We start from the raw sequence: 18,610 nt of genomic DNA on the forward strand, positions 1-18,610 counted from the left end.
CCGGCAACTTCCGGCTATGGAACGGAGCCCAGTGTGACAGGTCGACTCGGAATCGACGACGTGGAACCGAACGTCGGGTGCGGCCGCTTTCCCGCCAAGGCCGTTGTGGGTGAGGTGTTTCCCGTCCGGGCAACCGTGTGGCGCGAAGGCCACGACGCCGTGGCCGCCACGCTCGCGGTGCGGGGGCCGCGCACTGCCTCTCCGGGGGGCTCGGCGACGTTCCGGATTCCCATGACCAGCGGTCCGGTGCCCGACACCGTCGACGGCTCCTTCACCCCGACCGGCGAGGGTCTCTGGACCTTCCGCATCGAGGCCTGGAGCGACCCGATCACCACGTGGAAGCACGCGGTCGAGGCGAAGCTGGCGGTGGGGCAGGGTCCGGCCGAACTGGCCAACGACCTCGAGATCGGTGCGCGGTTGTTCGAGCGTGCCGCGAAGGGCGTCCCCCGCGCGGACCGTTCACGGCTGACCGGGGTCGCGGCGTCGCTGCGTTCCGACCGTCACCTCTCCGAGCGGGTGGCTCCGGCGTTCGGATCGGACGTGACAGAACTGCTCCGCGCGCACCCGCTGCGCGAACTGGTGACGAAGAGCGAGGCGCACACCGTGCTCGTCGATCGCACGCGTGCCCTGTTCGGGTCGTGGTACGAGTTCTTCCCCCGATCCACCGGGGGCCGGGACGAGAACGGCAGGCCCCGGCACGGGACGTTCGCGACGTCCGCTGCGGCCCTTCCCCGCATCGCGTCGATGGGTTTCGACGTGGTGTACCTGCCGCCGATCCACCCGGTCGGAAAGGTCAACCGGAAGGGCCCCAACAACACGCTGACCCCGGGCCCCGAAGACGTCGGTTCGCCGTGGGCGATCGGCTCGGACGAGGGCGGCCACGACGCGATCCATCCCGAACTCGGGACGATGCGCGATTTCAAGGCGTTCATCGCTGCCGCCCGGAAGCTGAACTTGGAGGTGGCGATCGACCTGGCCCTGCAGGCCGCACCGGACCATCCGTGGGCGAAGAAGCACCCGGAATGGTTCACCGTCCTCCCCGACGGCACCATCGCCTACGCCGAGAACCCGCCGAAGAAGTATCAGGACATCTACCCGGTCAACTTCGACGACGACCGCGACGGCATCTACGCGGAGGTCCTGCGGGTCGTGCGGCACTGGGTCGCGGCGGGCGTCAAGATCTTCCGGGTCGACAACCCGCACACCAAACCGGCGGACTTCTGGGAGTGGCTGATCGCCGAGATGAAGAAGTCGGATCCGGACGTCCTGTTCCTGTCCGAGGCGTTCACCCGGCCGGCGCGACTGTACGGTCTGGCCCGCCGCGGGTTCACGCAGTCTTACACGTATTTCACGTGGCGGACCGCCAAGTGGGAGCTGACGGAGTTCGGCAAGGAGATCGCCGCCAAGGCCGACGAGGCGCGCCCCAACCTCTTCGTCAACACCCCGGACATCCTGCACGAGAGCCTGCAGACCGGTGGTCCGGGAATGTTCGCACTGCGTGCCGCACTGGCGGCGACCCTGTCGCCCACGTGGGGCATGTACTCGGGATACGAACTGTACGAACATGTTCCGATGCGTCCGGGCAGTGAGGAGTACCTCGACTCGGAGAAGTACGAGTTGCGCCCCCGCGACTTCGAGGGAGCGGCCGCCCGCGGCGAGTCCCTGGAACCGTGGATCACCGCGCTCAACCGGATCCGCAGGCAGCATCCGGCGCTGCAGCAGTTGCGCAACATCCATTTCCACCACGTCGACAACGACGCCCTGATCGCATATTCCAAGTTCGACGCCGCCACCGGCGATGCCGTGCTGACGGTGATCAATCTCAACCCGTATGGCGCCGAGCAGGGCAACGTGTGGCTGGACATGCCGGCGCTGGGCCGCGACTGGCACGACCACCTGACCGTGCTCGACGAGGTCACCGGGGAGCAGTATCACTGGGGGCAGACCAACTTCGTGCGCCTCGAACCGTGGCGGGCCGTGGCCCATATCCTGGCATTACCGTCGATTCCCTATCCGGCCAGAACGAAGCTGGCCTACCGCGGAGGTACATAGTGACCGTCGAACCGCCTGTCGCCATCGCACCCGACGCCGCCGACCTCGACCTGCTGGCCCGGGGTGAGCACCACAACCCGCACTCGATCCTGGGTGCGCACCCGCACCCCGAGGGGACGGTGATCCGCGCGCTGCGCCCCTACGCGGAGGCCGTCGACGCCGTCATCGGCGGAACGAGTTTCTCGCTGGAGCACCTCGCGCACGGCGTGTGGGGGGCGCTGGTGCCGTACCGGGATCTGATGGACTACCGGCTGTCCACGACGTGGCCGGGTGGTCACAACGACGTCTCCGCCGACGGCTACCGGTTCCTGCCCACGCTCGGCGAGCTCGACCTGCACCTGTTCGGCGAGGGCAGGCACGAACGCCTGTGGGAGATCCTCGGCGCGCACCGCCGCCGCTACGACACCCCCGACGGCACCGTCACCGGCACCTCGTTCGCCGTGTGGGCTCCCAATGCCCGCGGGGTGAGCGTGATCGGCGACTTCGACGGGTGGAGCGGCCGGAACTTCCCGATGCGGGTGCTCGGATCCACCGGGGTCTGGGAGTTGTTCGTCCCCGGCATCGAGGTCGGCGACCTGTACAAGTTCCGGGTCCACGGCCCCGACGGCACTGTCCGCGACAAGGCCGACCCCATGGCCTTCGCGACTGAGGTCCCTCCCGCGACCGCGTCCCGGGTGTCGGTGAGCACGTACGAATGGAACGACGCCGACTGGCTGGCCCAGCGGGCGGCCACCGAACCCGCGCAGTCCCCGATGAGCGTGTACGAAGTTCACCTCGGTTCGTGGCGGCCCGGGCTGAACTACCGCGAGATGGCCGAGCAACTCGCCGCCCACGTCACGGAGACGGGGTTCACGCACGTCGAACTGCTGCCGGTCGCCGAGCACCCGTTCGGCGGGTCCTGGGGATACCAGGTGACCTCGTACTACGCGCCCACGTCACGGTTCGGCTCACCCGACGACTTCCGGTGGTTCGTCGACCACCTGCACGCCGCCGGCATCGGCGTCATCGTCGACTGGGTGCCCGCCCACTTCCCCAAGGACGAGTGGGCGCTGGCCCGGTTCGACGGCACACCGCTCTACGAACACAGCGATCCCCAGCGCGGCGAGCAACTCGACTGGGGAACGTACGTGTTCGATTTCGGGCGACGCGAGGTCCGGAACTTCCTCGTCGCCAACGCGCTGTACTGGCTCGACGAGTTCCACGTGGACGGTCTGCGTGTCGACGCGGTCGCGTCGATGCTGTACCTCGACTATTCGCGGCCGGAGGGCGGCTGGACACCGAACATCCACGGCGGCCGGGAGAACCTGGAGGCGGTCGCGTTTCTGCAGGAGACCAATGCCACGGTCCACAAGCAGCACCGCGGGGTCGTCACCATCGCCGAGGAGTCGACGGCGTGGCCGGGTGTCACCCGTGCGACCAACGTCGGCGGTCTCGGGTTCAACATGAAATGGAACATGGGGTGGATGCACGACACCCTCGGGTTCCTGGCGCACGACCCCGTCCACCGCAGCTATCACCATCACGAGATCACGTTCTCCCTGATGTACGCGTGGAGCGAGAACTATCTGCTCCCCATCAGCCACGACGAGGTGGTGCACGGCAAGGGCACGCTGTGGACGCGGATGCCCGGCAACGACTGGTCGAAGGCCGCCGGCGTGCGGGCCCTGCTGGCGTACATGTGGTCGCACCCCGGCAAGCAACTGCTGTTCATGGGTCAGGAGTTCGGGCAGACCGCGGAGTGGTCCGAGGAACGCGGACTCGACTGGTATCAGCTCGACGACCCGTACACCGGCGGCTTCCACCGCGGTCTGCTCCGGCTCGTCCACGACCTCAACGCCACGTACCGCGAGCACCCGGCCCTGTGGACGCTTGACACGTCACCGGGCGGGTTCTCCTGGATCGACGCCAACGACACCGCGAACAACGTCCTGAGCTTCCTGCGGTACGGCACCGACGGGTCGATTCTGGCGTGCCTGTTCAATTTCGCGGGTTCCGCGCACGCGAATTATCGTGTCGGCTTGCCAGAACGGGGCGAATGGCGTGAAATTCTCAACACCGACGCCGAGGTCTACGCAGGATCGGGTTGGGGAAATCTCGGTGCGGTGACGGCAACTTCGCAGCCGTGGCACGGCCGTCCCGCCTCGGCAGAGGTGGCACTGCCCGCGAACGGCGCGATCTGGATGAGTCTGGAGCGTTGATGAAGGCACGGCCTTGCTGATCCGACGTCGGCTGTGGGCTGCGAGCTTGGGTGTTCTGGCCGCGACTGCGGTCGTGCTGTCGGGGTGCGCGCGTTCGGTGGACGGTGCGGCCGCGTCCATCTACGACGATCCGTTCAAGGTGGCGGGCCTCGATGCCACGTCGGGTCCGAGCGGTGCCCGCAAGGGCGCACCCGACGCCGATCTCCCCGTCACCGGCACCGACGGCGGGGAGATCGACACGATGGCCGCCAACGCGGTGAGCGACATCGAGAGTTACTGGCGCACCGAGTTCCCGGCGCTGTTCCAGCGCAAGTTCGAGCCGGTGGAGGAGCTGATCTCCTGGGATCCGCGGGATTCCGACGGCCCCCGGTTCTGCGGAGACAGCACCGAGGAACTTCTCAACGCCGGCTACTGCAGCACCGACCACACCATCGGCTGGGACCGGGCGCTGCTGCTGCCGGAGGTCGTGGAGAAGTTCGGCATCGTCGCCGCCGTCTTCGTGCTGGCGCACGAGTACGGGCACGCCGTCCAGACGAAGGCGGGAATCGCCGACGAGAACGTGGGCGGCGGCATCGTGCGGGAACAGCAGGCCGACTGTTTCGCGGGGGCGTTCATGCGGCACATCGCGGAGGACAAGGCACCCCATTTCACGCTGAACACGTCGGACGGGCTGAACAAGGTTCTGGCATCGGCGGTGGCGATCGGTGACACCGACCCGAACGATCCGGACAACGTGCACGGCTCGGCGTTCGAACGTGTCACCGCCACCCAGATCGGGTTCACGGACGGCCCGGCAGCGTGCACGCGCATCGACGAGAAGGAGATCGACTCACGCCGCGCGGATCTGCCGCAGCGGTTCGCCGACGACAGCGACGACGGCGAACTTCCCGTCACCGACGAGTCCGTCGAGGCGTTCTTCACGTCGTTCCAGCAGATCTTCGATCTCAGCGATCCGCCCACGCTGCAACTCGACGGCGCCGACCTCGACTGCGCGGACGCCGACGTGACGGAACCGGTGTCGTACTGCCCGGCCACCAACACGATCGGGGTCAGTGTCGACGCCCTCGCCGAACGCGGCACACCGGGACGCCCGGGCCGCCGTGAACTGTTCCAGACCAAGCTCACCGGCGACTACAACGCGTACGTCCTGCTCGCCTCGCGGTACACTCTGGCGCTGCAGCGGGACCGGGGCGACGATCTGCACTCACCGCAGACCGCGCTGCGGGCCGCCTGCCTGTCCGGGGTCATCACCGGCGCGCTCAGCCCGGCCAGTCCGGCCACGCTGGCGGAAGGCAGCGTGTGGTTGTCCCCCGGCGACCTCGACGAGGCTGTGTCGGGGCTGCTCACCGACGGACTCGCCGCCAGTGACGTGAACGGGGAGACCGTGCCGAGCGGATTCTCCCGGGTCGACGCCTTCCGCACCGGCGTGCTCGGCGGCGAGCAGGCCTGCGAGGGCCGGTACCGCTGACCGGTCACCTGGCTCAGATCTCCCGGTAGCCCAGCGCCGCGGAGATCCGTCCGGCGGCCCGGCACACGACCGGCACGAGGCCCCGCATCCGCTCGTCGGGCATGTACGGGCTCGTGGCCGACACGCTGATCGCGCCGACGATCCCGCACGACGCGTCCCGCACCGGGGCCGCGACGCAGCGGATTCCGGGTTCGTTGTCCTCGAGGTCCATGGCCGCCCCGATCCGGGCGTAGTCCTCCATCCGCTTACGGAAGTCGGCGTGTCCGCGGGCCGGGGGTCGCGGAGCCTGCGCGGCGTCGCTCTCGTACAGCACATCCCAGCGCTCGGCCGAGTCGAGCAGTAGGGCCTTCCCGACCCCTGCGCGGGTCAGCGGCATGCGGTGACCGATGCGCGAGCGCATCTCGGCGCCGCGCGATCCGGGCAGCTTGTCCAGGTACAGCACCGAGCCGCCGTCTTCGACTGCCAGGTGCACGGTGTCGTGCACGTGCGCCGACAACTCCTCAAGGATCGGGCGCGCGACCACAGGCAGCGGGTTGCCGTGGAGTGCCTTGAAACCCAGTTCGATCAGCGTCGGGCCGAGCGTGTAGCCGCGGCTGCCGCTGCGCAGATACCCCTCGTGGACCAGCAACTGCACGAGCCGGTGTGCGGTGCTGCGCCCCAGCCCGGTGTGATCGACGACCGCGCGGAGATCCTGCGCGCCGTCGGAGACGGCACTGATGACGGCGAGCCCCCGGGCCAGCGTCTGGGTGCCGGGGGGAATGTCGTTCGTCGGTTCGGTCACACCCCCACTGTCCCACATATGGGGACCGTGTTCGTCATTATGGGATTTGCGTCCGATAGTGTTTTGCGTGATCCAGAACACCCTCGACACATCACCACCGCGCCTGATCGCCCTCGACTGGGGCACGTCTTCGCAGCGCGCCTGGCTCCTCGGCGACGGCGGCCGAATTCTGGACGTTCGCAGGCCCGACTTCGGACTGCTCGGCACAACCGGAGACGACCCGGAATCGCGCACCCGCGCCTATGAGGCCGCGTTCGACGAGGCCTGCGGCGACTGGATCGCGGCCGCCCCCGATCTGCCCGCGATCGCGTGCGGCATGGTGGGCAGCGCCCAGGGCTGGCGTGAAGCCGGCTACCTGACGACCCCGACCGATCTCGCCATCGGCGCCGGCGATCTGACTGCGGTCCCCCACCCGCGCGGAGTTCTGCACCTCGTGCCCGGCATGCGCGTCGCCCCCGCCGCCGACGGTTCGGTGCCCGGCGACGTGATGCGGGGCGAGGAGACGCAGATCATCGGGGCCCTGGGCCTGCTCCCGCCGACCGACGGTCCACTGACCATCGTGCTCCCCGGAACGCACAGCAAGTGGGCACGAGTCGAGGACCACAAGATCGTCTCGTTCGCCACGGCGATGTCCGGCGAGTTGTACGGCCTGGTGATGGCGCACGGCATCCTCGGCCGCACCGCAACCACCGGGGTGCGGGACGACGCCGCCTTCGGTCGCGGCCTCACCACGGGAACGTCGGTACCGTCACGCGGATTGCCCGCCGAGTTGTTCGGGGCGCGAGCGCTCGTGCTCGACGGACTCCTCGATCCGGCGTCGCTTCCCGACTACGTCTCCGGCGTGATCATCGCCGACGAGGTCCGGCACCTCCTGCCCCACTACGCCGCCGGACATCGAATCCTGCTGTGCGGAAACGCCGATCTCTGCCGACGCTATGCGGCGGGACTGCGCGTCCACGGCATGGCCGCCGACATCGTCGCCGAGGAGGCCGCCGCGCAGGGTTTGTGGCGCGTGGCGATCGATGCGGGACTGCTCGACCCGGATGCATCCACCATTCCCGAGAAGGAGACCCTGTGAGTACCTCTGCCACCACGACGACCACCGGATTGATCGCCATCCTGCGGGGCATCACCCCGGAAGAGGTCGTCGCCGTCGGTTCCGCCCTCGTCGACGCCGGTTTCACGACCATCGAGGTCCCCCTGAACTCCCCGCGGCCGTTCGAGTCGATCGAAAGGTTGGCGACGGCCGTCGGCGACGTCTGCGTCGTGGGCGCCGGCACCGTTCTCAGCGTCGACGACGTGGTCCGCTCCGAGGCGGCCGGGTCCCGGATCATCGTCTCCCCCAACAGCGACGTCGAGGTCATCGGCGCTGCCGTCGCCCGGAACCTGCACCCGTACCCGGGAGCGGCCACTCCCACCGAGGCGTTCAGCGCAGTGGGTGCGGGAGCGCGCAGCATCAAATTGTTCCCCGCCGACTCGGTCGGGACGGCGGGGATGCGGGCCTGGCGGGCAGTCCTGCCCGCGGAGGTCGAACTGCTCCCCGTCGGCGGCGTCGACCGGACCAACCTCGCCGAGTGGGCCACCGCAGGCGCGGGCGGCGCGGGACTCGGCACCTGCCTCTACCGGCCCGGCGACAGCGCCGGCACCGTCCGCGACCGCGCCCTCGCCTTGATGAACATCTGGTCGGCCGACGCCGCCTGAACCGACACCGACGACGACCGGGGCCACCACCACGGCCCCGCACAGGAGGACTCCATGAAGATCAAGTCACTCACCACGTACGCCGTGCCCCCGCGGTGGCTGTTCCTGCGGATCGAGACGGACGACGGCGTGGTCGGCTGGGGCGAGCCGGTGCTCGAGGGCCGGGCGGCGTCCGTCGCCGCCGCAGTCGAGGAACTGTCCGATTACCTGGTGGGGCAGGATCCGACGCAGATCGAGGATCTGTGGACGGTCATGTATCGGGCCGGTTTCTACCGCGGCGGCGGTATCCACATGAGCGCTCTCGCCGGCATCGACCAGGCCCTGTGGGACATCAAGGGCAAGGCCCTCGGCGTGCCGGCGTACGAACTTCTCGGGGGCCGTGTCCGGGACCGGATCAAGGTCTACTCCTGGATCGGCGGCGACCGTCCCGCCGACACCGCGAAGGCGGCGCGCGAGGTCGTCGACCGCGGGTTCACCGCGGTGAAGATGAACGGCACAGAGGAACTGCAGTACCTGGACTCCTGGGACAAGGTGGACCGGTGTCTCGCGAACGTCGCCGCGGTGCGCGACGCCGTGGGCCCGAACATCGGCATCGGCGTCGACTTCCACGGCCGGGTTCACAAGCCGATGGCCAAGGTCCTGCTGAAGGAACTCGAACCGTTCCGGCTGATGTTCGTCGAGGAACCCGTGCTCTCGGAGCACGTCGACGGTTTCGTCGACGTGCTCCGGCAGTCGCCGATCCCGATCGCGCTGGGTGAGAGATTGTTCTCCCGCTGGGATTTCAAATCCGTTCTCGCTTCCGGGGCAGTCGACATCATTCAGCCCGACCCGTCGCACTGCGGCGGCATCACCGAGGCCCGGAAGATCGCGCACATGGCCGAGGCGTACGACGTGGCGCTCGCGCTGCACTGCCCGCTCGGGCCGATCGCCCTGGCCACGTGCCTGCAGATCGACGCGGGCTGTTACAACGCGACCATCCAGGAACAGAGCCTCGGCATCCACTACAACACGTCGAACGATCTCCTCGACTATCTCGTCGATCCGTCCGTGTTCACGTACGCCGACGGCCAGGTCCGCATCCCGACCGGCCCCGGACTGGGCATCGAGGTGAACGAGGAGTACGTGATCGAACGGGCGGCCGAGGGTCACCGCTGGCGCAACCCGGTGTGGCGCCACAGCGACGGCTCCTTCGCGGAGTGGTGAGGGGCGGAAGTGGTGAAGGACATGGTGCAGACCCAGAAGATCGGCCGCTCCTCTTCCGTCGCGGCGCAGGCGTCGAAGGCGCGCGTACTCATCGCGGTCATGCTGTTCGTGACCGTCGTCATCAACTACATGGACCGAGCGAATTTGTCGATCGCGATGCCCGCGATCGCGGACGAGATGGACCTCTCCAAGGCTCAGCAGGGTCTGCTGCTGTCCGCGTTCGGCTGGACGTACGCGGCGCTGCAGATTCCCGGCGGCTGGCTCGTCGACCGGATACCCCCGAGAGTGCTCTACCCCGCGTGCCTCATCCTGTGGTCGATCGCGACCGCATTCATGGGCGTCATCGGCGGGTTCGTGGCGCTCATCGCGTTGCGACTGCTGGTCGGCGTGTTCGAGGCGCCCGCGTATCCGATCAACAACCGCGTCGCGACGGCCTGGTACCCCGAGCGTGAACGGGCGACGGTGATCGGCTTCTACACGTCCGGACAGTTCATCGGACTGGCCCTGCTCACCCCGTTCCTGTCCTGGCTGCAGTCCGTGCTGTCCTGGCACTGGGTGTTCATCGTGACCGGAACGGTCGGAGCGGTGTGGGGCGCCGTCTGGTACACGTTCTACCGCGAACCACGCGACTCCCGGGCGAACGACGCCGAGATCGACCTGATCCGCGAGGGCGGCGGACTCGTCGACCTCGTGGACGAACAACAACCGGAACATCCGGCCGTGACCCGCACCGACGTCGCGACCGTCCTCGGCAGGCGGAAGTTGTGGGGCATCTACCTGGGGCAGTTCTGCCTCACGTCGACGCTGTGGTTCTTCCTCACCTGGTTCCCCACCTACCTCGTCGAGTACCGGGGCATGGATTACATAAAGTCCGGATTCCTCGCGTCGCTGCCGTTCGTCGCGGCGCTCGTCGGTGTGCTGTTCTCCGGGGTGTTCTCGGACTTCCTGCTGCGCAAGGGGGTCTCGCTCGGAGTCGCCCGGAAGGGTCCGATCATCGTCGGACTGCTGCTGACCGTCGCGATGATCGGCGCGAACTTCACCGACTCGACCGCGATGGTGATCGTGTTCCTGTCCATCGCCTTCTTCGGCAACGGACTCGCGTCGATCACGTGGTCGCTGGTGTCGGCGCTCGCACCGGAACGGCTGCTCGGGCTCACGGGCGGAATGTTCAATTTCATCGGCAACCTGTCGTCGATCGCCACGCCCATCGTCATCGGGTTGCTCGTCACCGACGACAGCTTCGCTCCGGGATTCGTCTACATGACCGTGGTGACCGCGGTCGGGATCGCGTCCTACGTGTTCCTGGTCGGACGGGTGGAGCGCGTCCGCAGCTGATCACTGTCGACGAAACCGGGGTGAGCGCCGAACGCACTCACCCCGGTTTCTCGTCAGTCCCGGTTCCCCGTCAGTACAGTGCCGCGGCGAGTTTCCGGCGCGCGGTCATGACGACCGGCTCGGCCGGGTCGAACAGTTCGAACAATTCCAGCAGACGGGTCCGAACCCGGGTCTTGTCGTCGCCGGCGCTGCGGGCGACGACACCTATGAGGCGGGCGAACGCCGCGTCGGGCGCCTGGGAGTAGAGCTCCACGTCCGCCGCCTGCAACTGGGCGTCGATGTCGGCGGGGGCACCGTCCGCCGCGGCGACGGCACCGGGATCGACGGACTGCACGCGGGCGAGGAAACGCACCTGGCGGATCGCGCCCTGCGCCTCCGCGTTGTCCGGTTCCGCGTCGAGGATCTTCTGGAACTCGGCTTCGGCCGCCGCCAGGTCGCCCTCGTCGAGCGCCGCCTCGGCCGCGACGAAACGGGGGTCCTCCGGCTCGGGCTCGTCCGCGTCGCCGTCACCGGCAGGCGGCCCGGACAGTTTTCCGGCAGTCGCCTGCTGGACGGCGGCGAGCCATTGACGTAGTTGCGGTTCGGGCTGCGCGCCCTGGAAGTCGGCGAGCGGTTGACCGCCGGCGATGGCGACGACGGTCGGGACGGACTGGACGCCGAAGGCCTGCGCGATGCGCGGGTTGGCGTCGACGTCGACCTTGGCGAGCACCCAGGTGCCACCGGCCTCGTGTGCCAGCTTCTCGAGCAGGGGTGAGAGTTGTTTGCACGGCTCGCACCAGGTGGCCCACAGGTCCACGACGACCGGGACCTGCTGAGACCGGACGAGGACCTCCGCCTCGAACGTCGCCTCGGTGACGTCGATGACGGGTGTGAGGCCGGTGCCGCCGGGGGCGGCCGGGGCGGCGCCGTCCCCGGAGGGTGCGGGCGCAGGCGGGGGCGGAGCGGCCGCACGCTCTTTGAGGGCGGAGAGATCGACTGCTCCGCTCATGGCTGCGGCCACTGCTGAGGAACGCGCTGACGGACGAGAACCTGGTCGAGTCACGTCCACCAGTTTGTCACGATTCGAGCGTGAGCCGGAATGCGGGCCGTGCCTACCGCGGACTCGGTCAGACGAGGGACGGTTCGCTCTTCACCGTGCTGGTCCGGGACAGCTCGGCCATGCGGCCGGTGCGGGCCGCCCAGACCTCGAACACGACGGTCCCGAACGGCGGGACGCTGGCGACGAGCGCCCAGAACGTCGTGACCAGATTCCAGCTCAGCTTGCGCGCGGTCCACAGCGAGACGAGCAGGTACAGGACGAAGACGCCGCCGTGGATGGGGCCGAAGATCTTCACGCCGATCTCGTTGCCGTCGGCGGGCAAGTACTTGAAGGCCATGCCGATGAGGAGGCCGAGCCAGGTCAATGCCTCCAGAATTGCGACAAACCGGAAGCGCTTGGCCGTGGTGCTGAGATCGAAGACGTTCGCCATGCCGACCATTGTGCCCGACCATCTACGACGGTCCGTAGTGGTGTGAGGCACACCACCACGGACCGTCGCCTGTCAGGCCTTGGGGACGCGGACGATCAGGGCGTCACCCTGACCGCCTCCACCGCACAGTGCCGCCGCGCCCACGCCGCCACCGCGACGGCGCAACTCGAGTGCCAGATGCAGTGCGATCCGCGCACCCGACATCCCCAGCGGATGCCCCATCGCGATCGCGCCGCCGTTGACGTTCACGATCTCCGGATCCAGGCCCAGCTCCCGCGTCGACGCGATCCCGACCGCAGCGAAGGCCTCGTTGATCTCCACCAGGTCCAGGTCCTTCGGGTCGATCCCCTCCTTGGCGCACGCCTTCGCGATGGCCCGCGCCGGCTGGGACTGCAGCGTCGAATCCGGGCCCGCCACCACCCCGTGCGCCCCGATCTCCGCAATCCAGGACAGCCCCAGTTCCTGAGCCTTCGCCTTGCTCATCACGACGACGGCGGCCGCGCCGTCCGAGATCTGCGACGCCGACCCGGCGGTGACGGTGCCGTCCTTGCTGAACGCCGGCCGCAACCTGGCCAGCGACTCGGCGGTCGTATCGCCCCGCACGCCCTCGTCGGAGCCGACGAGCACGGGATCGCCCTTGCGCTGCGGCACCGGAACCGGCACGACCTCGTCGTCGAAGACCCCGTCCTTCCAGGCGCGCGCCGCCTTCTGGTGCGACGCCGCCGCGAACGCGTCCTGCTCCTCCCGGCTGATCCGCTGCCCGTCCTCCGCGTTCTTCGACTCCGTCAGACTGCCCATCGCCTGATCGGTGAAAATGTCGTACAACCCGTCGAACGCCATGTGGTCGCGCATCGTGACGTCGCCGTACTTGAACCCTTCCCGCGACTTCTCCAGCAGGTGCGGGGCCCGCGACATCGACTCCTGGCCGCCTGCGACGACGACGTCGAACTCGCCGGCCCGGATCAGCTGATCCGCCAGCGCGATCGCGTCGATCCCCGACAGGCACACCTTGTTGATCGTCAGCGCAGGCACGTCCATCCCGATGCCGGCGGCCACGGCAGCCTGCCGCGCCGGGATCTGACCGGCCCCCGCCGTGAGCACCTGGCCCATGATCACGTACTCGACCTGCTCGGGGGCGACGCCCGCCCTCTCCAGCGCACCGCGAATCGCCACGCCACCCAGGTCGGAACCCGACACATCCTTCAACGAACCCAGCAACCGGCCCATCGGGGTCCGGGCTCCGGCGACGATCACAGAACTGGTCACGATTTCCTCCGCGTGAGACGAATGGGCGGGTGCCGGGCGACGGAAGTCACATCCCGACGAGAACTACCGAAACGGTAGCGCTAACGTCGGGACCATGACACAGTCCTCCCCCACCCAGTCCACGTCGCCGCTGTCCTCGGATCTGGTGACCGCCATCGACCACGTCGGCATCGCCGTTCCCGACCTCGACGCCGCCATCGCGTGGTACTCCGAGCACCTCGGCATGGTGTCGACACACGAAGAGGTGAACGAGGAGCAGGGCGTGCGCGAAGCGATGCTCAGCGTCGTCGGCGCTCCCGCGGGCAGCACCGCGCTGCAGCTCCTCGCGCCGTTGAACGAGAACTCGACCATCGCCAAGTTCATCGATCGCAGCGGTCCCGGTCTCCAGCAGCTGGCGTACCGCGTCACCGACATCGACGCCATCTCCGCCCAGTTGCGCGAGCGCGGCGTCCGGCTGCTGTACGACGCACCCCGCCGCGGAACCGCCGACTCGCGCATCAACTTCGTCCACCCGAAGGACGCGGGCGGAGTTCTCGTCGAGCTGGTCGAGCCGTCGGCGACCCACTAGAGCTGTGACCGGCCGCCGGGTACCAGGCGCAGAGACAAGTTCTACTTTGCCCAGGTAGATTGGCGGCCATGGTAAACGAGCAGGACCGTGGTTCGATCCCCCTTCCCTTCTCCACCGTGCGTAAGGGATTCGACCGGGACGAGGTACGCAACTACTTCGAGCGATTCGACGCCGAGCTCCGCGTCACTGCCGCCGACCGCGACGCCGCGGCGGCGCAGGCGCGGGACCTCGCCAAGCAACTCGACGACGCGCGGGACGAGATCGACGATCTCCGCAAGGACGTCGACCGCCTGTCGGTTCCGCCGACCACCGCGGAGGGAATGAGCGACCGCATCTCGCGCATGCTCCGGCTCGCGTCGGACGAGGCGTCCGAGGTGCGTGCGAAGGCCGAGGCCGACGCGGCCGAGACGATCTCCGTCGCCGAGCAGGAAGGCGCGCAGCTCCGCGGCCAGTACGAGTCGCTGGTCGCGGAACTCGAAGACCGCCGCAGCGCGCTCGAGATTCAGCACGAGCAGACCATGGCGAAGGCCCGCACGGAGGCGGCGAAGATCGTCGAGGCCGCGCAGTCCGAGCGCGACCGCCTCGCCGCCGAGGCCGAACTGCGTCGCTCGCAGGTGCAGGAAGACTTCGACCTCTCGATGTCCGAGCGCCGCCAGAAGACGATCACGGCGGTGAACGAGCTCGAGGCCACCAGCAAGGCCGAGGCGCATCGTCGTCTAGCGGATGCCACGCACGAGGCGGAGCGCAGGCTGCAGGCCGCCACCGACCAGTCGGAGCGCAAGATCGCCCACGCCAAGGAACTCGCGGAGGAGCTTCGCGTGCTCCGCGGCCGGATCCTGGCGCAGCTCTTGGGCATTCGGGGGCAGCTCGACTCGGTTCCCGCCATGTTGGCGTCGGTCAACCGGGAGAGCGAACTTCTGGACGCGCAGCCCGACACCGCGGCGTCGAAGTCCGAGGAGCGACCGAACGAGAACCCGAGCAGCAAGTCGGCACCGAACGGCGCAGCGGACCGCAAGACCGAGTCAGGGTCGAACCAGTCGGTGAAGAAGTCCGAGGACGAGACGGACAACTCGGACGAGGACACCGCGGTGCTGTCCACCGTCGAGAAGACCCAGGCGAACCGGCCTGCGGGTCAGCGGACCGTGAAGGCCGGAAGCTAGGACCACCTGCGGGTGAGGCCCCGGGTGCTGCGTCCCGACCAGCACCCGGTGTGCCAGTGCCGCCGGTCCTCGGCTCCGCCGTATTCGGCGGGCCAGGTGACGAGGTGGGCGACACCGGGCCGGATGTCGTGATCGCAGCCCGGGCACCGGTACGACTTGGTCGCCCGGGCCCCGGGGATGCTGCGGACGATGTAGCTCTCGTCCGCGTCGCCGGCGAGACCGGATTCCTGACGCATCAGCGCACTACCGAACAGCGAGCCCTCGGAGTTGTCCGGGGGCGCGCTGCGGCGTATGTTCTTCCGCTGCGGTTTACGACGGGGCACGGGTTCAGCCTAGGCCTCAGAAGAGCCGGAACTCGGTGCTCTCGGTGCCGCGCAGCGCTTCGTAGTCGAGCACCAGGCACCGGATTCCGCGGTCGGTGGCAAGGGTTTTGGCCTGCGGCTTGATCTGCTGGGCGGCGAAGACGCCACTCACCGGCGCGAGCAGCGGATCGCGGTTGAGCAGTTCGAGGTACCGCGTGAGTTGCTCGACCCCGTCGATGTCGCCCCGGCGCTTGATCTCCACGGCGACGGACGCGCCGTCGGCGTTCCGGCACAGCAGGTCGACGGGACCGATCGCGGTCATGTATTCACGCCGGACCAATGTGTAGCCGTTGCCGAGCGTTTCCACGTGTTCGGCGAGCAACTCCTGCAGGTGAGCTTCGACACCGTCCTTCACGAGCCCGGGGTCGACCCCGAGTTCGTGACGGGAGTCATGCTCGATCTCCTCGATGGTGATCCGCAGTTCCTCACCGGCCTTGTTGGTCACCACCCACAGGGCTTCGGCGTCCTCGACGGAGTCTTCGACGAGCCAGCAGGGCGGGCTCATCCAGTTCAGGGGCTTATAGGCGCGGTCGTCGGCATGGATGCTCACGGAACCGTCGGCCTTGATCAACAACAGGCGACGAGCGGTGGGCAGATGTGCCGTCAAACGGCCTACATAGTCGACTCGGCATCTGGCAATCACTAGGCGCACCCGCCCACCCTAAGGGATCGTGCCGACTAGTCTCGAATGACTATGCGCAGCCCTCGCCGATCCGTCGCCCCACTGGGGTCGTGGTTGCTGGGATCGCCGGACGAGAGTCCCCGCAGGCGCCGCATCCGTGTCCAGTTGCTGCTGACTGCGCCACTGGTGTTCACCAATCTCGTCGGTGCGGTGATCACCTGCCTGCTCATCAGCGTCGTCGTGCCCGGGCCGAGTGTGTGGGCGAGCGAGTTCGCGATCGCCAACTTCGTCGCGGTGCCGGTGTTCGTGCTGTGCGCCGTGCTGATCGGCGTGACGTGGGGCACCAAGCGACTGGTGTCGGATCTGCGATGGGCGACGGAGGACGACGTGCCCACCGACCACGACCGGTCGGCGGCGTTCCGCGCCCCGTGGCGCCTGACCCGGGTCCAGGCGGCGCTGTGGGGCATCGGGTTGGTCTTCTTCACGACGCTGTACGGCCTCATCGATCCCCAGACCATCCCGAAGGTCGCGTTCACGATCGCGATGGCCGGCATCACGGTCTGCGCGTTCTGCTACCTGCTGACGGAGTTCGCGCTCCGGCCCATCGCCGCCCGCGCACTCGGATCCGACGGACCGCAACCCCGCCGCACGCTCGGCATCACCGGCAGGACGGCGCTGGCGTGGATCCTCGGGACGGGCGTTCCCGTGCTGGGCCTGATGCTCATCGCCATCTTCAGTTTCATCCGCCCGGCGAGCCCGACCAGCCTCGCGGTGTCGATACTCGCGCTCGGCGGTGTGATCCTGCTGTTCGGTCTGCTGCTGGTGGTGATCAGTGTGCGCGCCACCGAGGCGCCCATACGCTCGGTGGCGCAGGGCATGGCGAAGGTGGCAGACGGCGATCTCGATGCCGAAGTCGTCGTGTACGACGGCACCGAACTCGGCGCGCTGCAGACCGGGTTCAACCGGATGGTCGAGGGACTGCGCGAACGGGAGCGGATCCGCGACCTCTTCGGGCGTCACGTCGGACAGGACGTGGCGTCGCAGGCGCTTCGGCACAACCCCGAACTCGGCGGGGAGGAACGCGACGTGGCGGTGCTGTTCGTCGACATCATCGGGTCCACCACGATCGCGGCCACCCGGTCTCCGGCCGAGGTCGTGGATCTGCTCAACCGGTTCTTCGACGTGGTCGTCGACGAAGTCGACCGGCGGGGCGGGTTCGTCAACAAGTTCGAGGGCGACGCCGCACTAGCCATCTTCGGGGCACCGGTGGCGCTCGACGACCACACCGGTGCGGCTCTGTCCGCCGCTCGGGTCCTGCGCCAACGGCTCACCGCCGAGGTACCGGAATGCGATGCGGGAATCGGGGTGGCGGCCGGTCGCGCCGTGGCCGGAAACATCGGCGCCCACGAACGTTTCGAGTACACGGTGATCGGCGATCCGGTCAACGAGGCCGCGCGGTTGTCCGAACTCGCCAAGAATGTTCCCGGGCACGTCGTCGCGTCCGAGCGGGCGATCGACGCGGCGTCCGAGGACGAAGGCGCGCGGTGGCAATGCACCGACACCGTCACCCTGCGCGGACGTCTGGAGCCGACCACGCTGGCCGTTCCCGCCGATCTAATCCCCGCCGGTTCCGCCGCCGACGATGAGGGCGCCGACTCCGTCGAGTAGCCGGGCGAGCCCGAATTCGAAGGCGTGGGCGGACGAGAACGCGGCGTTGTGGTGTTCCCCCGCGGTGGCCCCGACACGGGCGGCGAGCGGAAACCGCTCGCGGTCGAAGACTTTCTCGAAGTGCGGCGCGACGCTCTGCCACCACTCGCTGTCCGCCTCACCCCGGGCGGCGAGCGCGGCCGCGTCCACCGCCGCCCGCGCCGCGCCCGCGACGAAACTGTCGAGGAGTGTGACGACGGAGTCCATGTCGAGGTCCGGCAGTCCCAGCCCCTCGACCGCGCGCAGTTCCCGCTCGTACTTGGCCATCCCGCCGGGCCCGAGGACCGGCCTGCTCAGCGCGACGACTCCGAGCATCCACGGGTGCGCGCACAGCAGTTGGAAGTAGTCGTGCGCGGCGGCGGTGAGTCGCTCCCGCCACCCCGCGTCGGTGTCGTCACCCGGTTCAAGTGTGGACAGCACGCGATCGAGCATCACCTCCACCAGTTCCGCCTTCCCGGGAACGTGCGTGTACAGCGACATCGCGCCGACGCCGAGTTCGGCTGCGAGCCGGCGCATCGAGACGGCGTCCAGCCCTTCCGCATCCGCGACGGAGACGGCAGCCTCGACGATCCGGTCGAGTGTCAGGCCGGGTTTGCCGTTGCGGGGACGCGAGATCGGCATGCTGCCGCCACCCCACAGCAACTCCATGGTGCGGGCGGGGTCGCCCTCCGGTGTCGCGCTTCTACCCATGCCGAGATCTTCCCACGGCGCCCGAGAA

General features: G+C 68.6%; 17 protein-coding genes. 10 read left to right on the forward strand and 7 right to left on the reverse strand.

Annotated features, from left to right (window positions below; all coding sequences use genetic code 11):
- Positions 1-33 precede the first annotated feature (33 nt).
- The 3 genes from I1A62_RS13875 to I1A62_RS13885 are packed head-to-tail and all read left to right on the forward strand — an operon-like array spanning position 34 to position 5,718.
- Entirely contained in the window at positions 34-2,052 is a 2,019-nt protein-coding gene (locus tag I1A62_RS13875; RefSeq protein ID WP_219458919.1) for an alpha-1,4-glucan--maltose-1-phosphate maltosyltransferase, read from the forward strand.
- Positions 2,052-4,250 carry a 1,4-alpha-glucan branching protein GlgB gene (gene glgB, locus I1A62_RS13880; protein WP_219458920.1) on the forward strand — a complete coding sequence of 733 codons (2,199 nt, stop codon included), beginning with the start codon at positions 2,052-2,054 and terminating at the stop codon, positions 4,248-4,250. The genes I1A62_RS13875 and glgB overlap by 1 nt, the downstream gene beginning before the upstream one ends.
- A 16-nt stretch (positions 4,251-4,266) precedes the next feature.
- Positions 4,267-5,718, forward strand: coding sequence for a neutral zinc metallopeptidase (locus I1A62_RS13885; protein WP_374710835.1), 1,452 nt, complete (start codon positions 4,267-4,269; stop codon positions 5,716-5,718).
- A gap of 13 nt (positions 5,719-5,731) precedes the next feature.
- Here the strand turns inward: I1A62_RS13885 and I1A62_RS13890 are convergent, their stop codons facing one another.
- The gene (locus tag I1A62_RS13890) at positions 5,732-6,499 is read right to left on the reverse strand and encodes an IclR family transcriptional regulator (protein WP_257890797.1); all 768 of its coding nucleotides are present in this window, start codon (positions 6,497-6,499) and stop codon (positions 5,732-5,734) included.
- Between the two features lie 67 nt (positions 6,500-6,566).
- Here I1A62_RS13890 and I1A62_RS13895 point away from each other — a divergent pair, with 67 nt between their 5' ends.
- The 4 genes from I1A62_RS13895 to I1A62_RS13910 are packed head-to-tail and all read left to right on the forward strand — an operon-like array spanning position 6,567 to position 10,738.
- Positions 6,567-7,577: a 2-dehydro-3-deoxygalactonokinase gene (locus I1A62_RS13895; RefSeq protein WP_124390056.1), complete on the forward strand. Its 1,011-nt coding sequence runs from the start codon at positions 6,567-6,569 to the stop codon at positions 7,575-7,577.
- On the forward strand, positions 7,574-8,200 hold the full coding sequence (locus tag I1A62_RS13900; protein WP_124390055.1) for a 2-dehydro-3-deoxy-6-phosphogalactonate aldolase: 627 nt from the start codon (positions 7,574-7,576) through the stop codon (positions 8,198-8,200). Before I1A62_RS13895 ends, I1A62_RS13900 begins: the two co-directional genes overlap by 4 nt.
- Positions 8,201-8,254: 54 nt before the next feature.
- Positions 8,255-9,403 (forward strand): galactonate dehydratase, encoded by a 1,149-nt coding sequence (gene dgoD / locus I1A62_RS13905; RefSeq protein WP_087561067.1) that lies wholly within the window; start codon positions 8,255-8,257, stop codon positions 9,401-9,403.
- A gap of 21 nt (positions 9,404-9,424) precedes the next feature.
- Positions 9,425-10,738, forward strand: a complete 1,314-nt coding sequence (locus I1A62_RS13910) for an MFS transporter (RefSeq protein WP_124390053.1) — start codon at positions 9,425-9,427, stop codon at positions 10,736-10,738.
- Positions 10,739-10,808: 70 nt separating this feature from the next.
- Here the strand turns inward: I1A62_RS13910 and I1A62_RS13915 are convergent, their stop codons facing one another.
- From I1A62_RS13915 to I1A62_RS13925, 3 genes are all read right to left on the reverse strand, one after another.
- Positions 10,809-11,726, reverse strand: coding sequence for a tetratricopeptide repeat protein (locus I1A62_RS13915; RefSeq protein ID WP_124390052.1), 918 nt, complete (start codon positions 11,724-11,726; stop codon positions 10,809-10,811).
- Between the two features lie 118 nt (positions 11,727-11,844).
- Entirely contained in the window at positions 11,845-12,216 is a 372-nt protein-coding gene (locus I1A62_RS13920; RefSeq protein ID WP_219458922.1) for a DUF3817 domain-containing protein, read from the reverse strand.
- Positions 12,217-12,279: 63 nt separating this feature from the next.
- Entirely contained in the window at positions 12,280-13,473 is a 1,194-nt protein-coding gene (locus tag I1A62_RS13925; protein ID WP_219458923.1) for an acetyl-CoA C-acetyltransferase, read from the reverse strand.
- A gap of 94 nt (positions 13,474-13,567) precedes the next feature.
- Here I1A62_RS13925 and mce point away from each other — a divergent pair, with 94 nt between their 5' ends.
- Both mce and I1A62_RS13935 read left to right on the forward strand, forming a co-directional pair.
- Positions 13,568-14,041: a methylmalonyl-CoA epimerase gene (mce, locus tag I1A62_RS13930; RefSeq protein WP_072946976.1), complete on the forward strand. Its 474-nt coding sequence runs from the start codon at positions 13,568-13,570 to the stop codon at positions 14,039-14,041.
- A gap of 68 nt (positions 14,042-14,109) precedes the next feature.
- Complete coding sequence (locus tag I1A62_RS13935; RefSeq protein ID WP_124390048.1) at positions 14,110-15,201, forward strand: hypothetical protein; 1,092 nt, start codon at positions 14,110-14,112, stop codon at positions 15,199-15,201.
- On the opposite strand, the gene I1A62_RS13940 is transcribed toward I1A62_RS13935, so the two are convergent.
- Together I1A62_RS13940 and nucS are read right to left on the reverse strand one after the other, a co-directional pair.
- Positions 15,198-15,524 carry an ATP/GTP-binding protein gene (locus I1A62_RS13940; RefSeq protein ID WP_219458924.1) on the reverse strand — a complete coding sequence of 109 codons (327 nt, stop codon included), beginning with the start codon at positions 15,522-15,524 and terminating at the stop codon, positions 15,198-15,200. The two genes, I1A62_RS13935 and I1A62_RS13940, sit on opposite strands and share 4 nt — an antisense overlap.
- A gap of 16 nt (positions 15,525-15,540) precedes the next feature.
- Positions 15,541-16,215 (reverse strand): endonuclease NucS, encoded by a 675-nt coding sequence (nucS, locus tag I1A62_RS13945; RefSeq protein ID WP_043824264.1) that lies wholly within the window; start codon positions 16,213-16,215, stop codon positions 15,541-15,543.
- A 42-nt stretch (positions 16,216-16,257) separates the two neighbouring features.
- Here nucS and I1A62_RS13950 point away from each other — a divergent pair, with 42 nt between their 5' ends.
- Positions 16,258-17,853 carry an adenylate/guanylate cyclase domain-containing protein gene (locus tag I1A62_RS13950; RefSeq protein ID WP_374710836.1) on the forward strand — a complete coding sequence of 532 codons (1,596 nt, stop codon included), beginning with the start codon at positions 16,258-16,260 and terminating at the stop codon, positions 17,851-17,853.
- Here I1A62_RS13950 and I1A62_RS13955 read toward each other — a convergent pair.
- On the reverse strand, positions 17,800-18,582 hold the full coding sequence (locus tag I1A62_RS13955) for a TetR/AcrR family transcriptional regulator (protein ID WP_219458926.1): 783 nt from the start codon (positions 18,580-18,582) through the stop codon (positions 17,800-17,802). The genes I1A62_RS13950 and I1A62_RS13955 overlap by 54 nt on opposite strands.
- Between the last annotated feature and the right edge of the window lie 28 nt (positions 18,583-18,610).

Source organism: Rhodococcus sp. USK10, assembly GCF_019378875.1.
Classification (GTDB): Bacteria; Actinomycetota; Actinomycetes; order Mycobacteriales; family Mycobacteriaceae; genus Rhodococcus_F; species Rhodococcus_F pseudokoreensis.

What these genes read in the sequence shown, in the direction of transcription:
- I1A62_RS13955 (WP_219458926.1), bottom strand. Translation starts at nt 18,582, where the DNA reads ATGGGTAGAAGCGCGACACCGGAGGGCGACCCCGCCCGCACCATGGAG.
- I1A62_RS13920 (WP_219458922.1), bottom strand. Translation starts at nt 12,216, where the DNA reads ATGGTCGGCATGGCGAACGTCTTCGATCTCAGCACCACGGCCAAGCGC.
- dgoD (WP_087561067.1), top strand. Translation starts at nt 8,255, where the DNA reads ATGAAGATCAAGTCACTCACCACGTACGCCGTGCCCCCGCGGTGGCTG.
- I1A62_RS13910 (WP_124390053.1), top strand. Translation starts at nt 9,425, where the DNA reads ATGGTGCAGACCCAGAAGATCGGCCGCTCCTCTTCCGTCGCGGCGCAG.
- I1A62_RS13950 (WP_374710836.1), top strand. Translation starts at nt 16,258, where the DNA reads ATGCGCAGCCCTCGCCGATCCGTCGCCCCACTGGGGTCGTGGTTGCTG.
- I1A62_RS13935 (WP_124390048.1), top strand. Translation starts at nt 14,110, where the DNA reads ATGGTAAACGAGCAGGACCGTGGTTCGATCCCCCTTCCCTTCTCCACC.
- mce (WP_072946976.1), top strand. Translation starts at nt 13,568, where the DNA reads ATGACACAGTCCTCCCCCACCCAGTCCACGTCGCCGCTGTCCTCGGAT.
- I1A62_RS13915 (WP_124390052.1), bottom strand. Translation starts at nt 11,726, where the DNA reads ATGAGCGGAGCAGTCGATCTCTCCGCCCTCAAAGAGCGTGCGGCCGCT.